Source organism: Polaribacter sp., from assembly GCF_965656025.1.
Classification (GTDB): Bacteria; Bacteroidota; Bacteroidia; order Flavobacteriales; family Flavobacteriaceae; genus Polaribacter.
In genome coordinates this window covers 29,727-33,729 of the sequence record NZ_CBFHJT010000027.1, presented here as the reverse complement: position 1 = coordinate 33,729, position 4,003 = coordinate 29,727, and the positions used below count along the sequence as shown (strand labels likewise).

4 protein-coding genes and 1 pseudogene are annotated in these 4,003 nt (G+C 27.3%); 3 read left to right on the top strand and 2 right to left on the bottom strand.

Going from position 1 to position 4,003, the window contains the following annotated elements:
* Both ACTG3S_RS07085 and ACTG3S_RS07080 read left to right on the top strand, forming a co-directional pair.
* On the top strand, positions 1-426 hold a 426-nt coding region (locus ACTG3S_RS07085; RefSeq protein WP_439128659.1), incomplete at its 5' end, for a DUF3858 domain-containing protein.
* Between the two features lie 6 nt (positions 427-432).
* Positions 433-2,472 carry a DUF3857 and transglutaminase domain-containing protein gene (locus ACTG3S_RS07080; protein WP_439128658.1) on the top strand — a complete coding sequence of 680 codons (2,040 nt, stop codon included), beginning with the start codon at positions 433-435 and terminating at the stop codon, positions 2,470-2,472.
* Between the two features lie 65 nt (positions 2,473-2,537).
* Here ACTG3S_RS07080 and ACTG3S_RS07075 read toward each other — a convergent pair whose 3' ends face one another.
* A complete protein-coding gene (locus tag ACTG3S_RS07075; protein ID WP_439128657.1) occupies positions 2,538-3,164 on the bottom strand; it encodes a CPBP family intramembrane glutamic endopeptidase in 627 nt (208 codons plus the stop codon).
* 1 nt (position 3,165) lies between these two features.
* Entirely contained in the window at positions 3,166-3,624 is a 459-nt protein-coding gene (locus tag ACTG3S_RS07070) for an Lrp/AsnC family transcriptional regulator (RefSeq protein WP_439128656.1), read from the bottom strand.
* 160 nt (positions 3,625-3,784) lie between these two features.
* On the opposite strand from ACTG3S_RS07070, the pseudogene ACTG3S_RS07065 reads away from it, so the two are divergent.
* Positions 3,785-4,003, top strand: a pseudogene (locus ACTG3S_RS07065) (cystathionine beta-lyase); the annotation flags it as partial.

Genomic DNA, 4,003 nt, shown 5'->3' with positions numbered 1-4,003 from the left:
AATAAAGATAGCATTGTTTTTAAAGAAAAAATTGCTCTTACAATCAATAATTATGCGTCTATAAGTAATAACGAATATCTTTTTAGAGTAAATATGTTTAATCAAAATAGCTATGTGCCTAAAAGATATAGAAAAAGAAAATTACCATTACATATTTACAGAGGCTATAAAGATGTAGATAACTACCAAATACAAATACCCAAAGAATACGTACTAACTTTTTTGCCAGAAAACAAAACTATAAAATCTAAATACGGAACTTATAACGTTGTGTTTACCAAAATAAACGATACTTCTTTTATTTATCAAAGAACACTTTCTATAAAAGAAGGGACTTATACAAAAGAAGATTATAAAAAATATCGAAGTTTTAGAAGAAGCATCGCAAAATACGAGAGTTTAAGAATCGCAATCAACCAAAAATAACAAAGAATGAAAAAATTAGTATTGGCATTATTACTAATGTCTCAATTTATAAATTTTGCACAAAACTATAAGTTTGGTAAAGTAAGTAAAGAAGAACTACAAGAGGCATTTTATCCAAAAGATTCTACAGCAGATGCTGCGTATATTTACAAGAGTAGACAAACTTATTATGACCATAGTAATAATAGTGGCTTTGAAATTATTAATAAATTTCATGTGAGATTAAAAATCTATAATAAAGAAGGTTTTAAGTATGCTAACTTTGAAATTCCTTTTTACAAACCTGAAAAAGGAAAGTCTGAAAAAGTAACTTCTATTAAAGCTTACACTTACAGCCTTAATAGTAAAGGTAAAATTGATAAAACAAAATTATCTAATAAAAATATTTTTGATGAAACAATAAGTAAATTTAGGCACCTTAAAAAGATTACAATGCCTAATTTAAAAGAGGGTAGTGTTATAGAAATAATATATAAAGTTACATCACCATACACAAATTACATAGACGATTTACAGTTTCAATACTCTATACCAGTTAAAAAATTAGATTACTCTGTAGAAACTCCAGAATGGTTAATTTTTTCTAAAAAAATTAAAGGGTACTACATGGTTAATGCAAAAGAAACCAAAAGAAATGGTAGTATTAATTTAAGAAGAAAAGAAAGAGAAACACGTAAAACCACAGGATCAAATGGAGGTTGGACAACAACGAATAGCTCTTGGTCCAGTAGTAAATTAGATTTAGTATTTCATAAAACAGAATATCAAGCAGAAAATATACCTGCATTAAAAGATAATGAGCCCTTTGTAAGTAATATTAAAAATTACAGAGGAGGCGTTAAATTTGAACTTGTAGGAACAAGATATCCTAACACATTAGCAGAAACTTTTTCTAATTCTTGGGAGTCCGTAAGTAAAGAAATTTATAAAGCAAGTAACTTTGGAGGTGAGTTAGATAAAAAATCTTACTATAAAGAAGTTTTGCCAAAAATTTTAGAAGGTAAAAATACTGAAGTAGAAAAGGTTTTGGCGATTTATCAATATGTAAAAGAAAGAATAAAGTGGAATAATTATAATGGTATCTTTTCAAATGATGGTGTAAAAAAAGCGTTTAAGGAAAGAACAGGAAATGTAGCAGATATTAATTTGATGCTTACTTCTATGCTTAGATCTTCTAACCTTAAAGCAGATCCTGTTTTGGTTAGTACTAGAGCAAATGGGATTCCTTTTTCCCCAACTATAGATGGTTTTAATTATGTAATTTCTTTGGTAGAATTAACTACTGGACAAATAATACTTTTAGATGCCACAGAACCTTATAGTTCTCCAAATATCTTACCTAAAAGAGCTCTTAATTGGAATGGAAGAAGGATTTCTGCGAATGGTTTATCTTCTTGGGTTCAATTGACTGCTACTAACTCTGCAGTCCAAGAAAATAATATTATGATAGATGTTTCCGAAGATTTAACTGTAAAGGGATTAGCTAGAACTAAATTTTTTAAATTAGATGCATTAACTTATAGAAAAAATAACAACCACTTAACAGAAGAATCTGTGGTTACTAATTTAGAAGATAGACTTCATATAGAAGTTGAAGATTTTAAAATACTAAACGATAAAATACTTGGAAAACCAGTAATCAGAAATTTAAAATTTTCTAGTGAAGATTTAATTGAAGGTATTAATGGTAAATTATACATAGAGCCTATGTTGTTTTTATCTCAGCATAACAACCCTTTTAAATTAGAAGAAAGAAAATTTCCTGTAGATTTTACAACACCTTGGTCCGTTAAAAATATTATTTCTATTAAAATACCTAAAGGATACAAAGTAGAAAGCATTCCAGAAGCTCTGGCAATTGGTATGCCAGATGGTTTAGGAGTTTTTAAATTTAATACTACAATAAAAGCAGGTAAAATTAATACCGTTTGTGTTTTAAAATTTAATAGCGCAATTATTGCTCCACAATACTATTCTTATTTAAAAGACTTTTATTCTAAATTAGTTCAAAAAGAATCAGAAAAAGTAGTGTTAGTTAAAATATAACTTAGTAGAATAAAATTTTAAATAAAACCCAAAACTTTCGTTTTGGGTTTTATTTTGCATTAAATTTAAGCAGGAAAACCCAACATAGTACCCATACCAACTGTATACAACCAGCAACCATAAATGGCATGTTCTATAGAAACCAAGAATGTAGATTTTGTTTTGTAAAATGTAAAAGCAAATAAAAGTCCACCAATAAAAGTAATTGCAATTACAATGGTGTTATTAAAAAATAAATGTCCTAAAGAAAACAATACTGCGTTTATAAATAAGAACAAATAATCGTTTTTAAAAAGAGATTTGTATCGCTTAAAAAAGAAAGTTCTAAATAACAATTCTTGAGGATACACAGATAATAATGTGTAAATAACCAAAAAGAACAACCAAGTTTTGGGTTTGTTTAAAACGACAGTAAATAAACTATTTTTATTGGTAAACCAAACAAAACACGTTGTAAATATGGCAATGATTAAAAATTTTAAAAGTGTAGTTTTCCAAAATTTTTTCCATTGGATGTTCTTCTGAATTGTAAAACGCAATTTTTCTATTTTTAGCAAAACAAACAGTACATACCCAAAGCCTAAAACACCAATAATTATTTTTAAAATTAAAGAATAATCAATTGCAAAACTTATAGGAATCAATACAAACAGTATAAAAAGTTCGGTAAGTTTATAAGGTACAGACTTCATTTTATTCTAGATTTATTTCTGTGGTGTTTTTTACATTTCCGATAGTAAAAATACTGTGAGTACTGCCAATATATTTTATGGCAGTTAATTTGGTAATCATAAAATCTCTGTAGGCCTCCATATTTTCCACATAAATTTTTAAAATATAATCATAATCTCCACTCACATGAAAACACTCAGAAACTTCAGCCAATTGTAATACCTCACGCTCAAAAGTTGTTACATATTCTTTAGAGTGTTGTACCAATTTTATATGACAAAATACCAAAAAAGATTTTCCAATTTTATTTTTATTGATGATAGCCACATACTTCTCAATCACCTTTTCTTTCTCTAATTTTTTAATACGCTCATAAACTGCAGTAACAGACAAATTCAATTGCAGAGATAGCTGTTTTGTAGTCTGTTTGCTATCCTTTTGTAATAAATTAATTAGTTTTTTATCGATTTTATCTAACATGATACTTAAAAATTTTCTAAAAAAGAAGTAAAGTTTATTTTAAAATAGTTTTTAAAACTAATTTTATATTCAAATATAGATATAAAATCTATATTTATTTAATAGTGTTGATTAATTATCTATATCTTTTTAATTTTGAGTCTAAATTAAAACGAATAATATGAAATTCAATCCTGCAGATAAAATTCAAGACTTACAATACTTTGGCGAATTTGGCGGTGTAAATCCATCCATTTCAGATGCATCCACCTACACTTTTCTATCCGCAAAAACCATGTTCGATACTTTTGAAGGCAATGCAGATGGTTGTTATTTATATTCACGTCATTCATCGCCCAGTAATTTATATTTAGGCGAAGCTTTAGCAGCAATGGAAGGC

Coding starts and splice junctions, on each gene's coding strand:
- ACTG3S_RS07080 (WP_439128658.1), top strand. CDS start 433: ATGAAAAAATTAGTATTGGCATTATTACTAATGTCTCAATTTATAAAT.
- ACTG3S_RS07075 (WP_439128657.1), bottom strand. CDS start 3,164: ATGAAGTCTGTACCTTATAAACTTACCGAACTTTTTATACTGTTTGTA.
- ACTG3S_RS07070 (WP_439128656.1), bottom strand. CDS start 3,624: ATGTTAGATAAAATCGATAAAAAACTAATTAATTTATTACAAAAGGAT.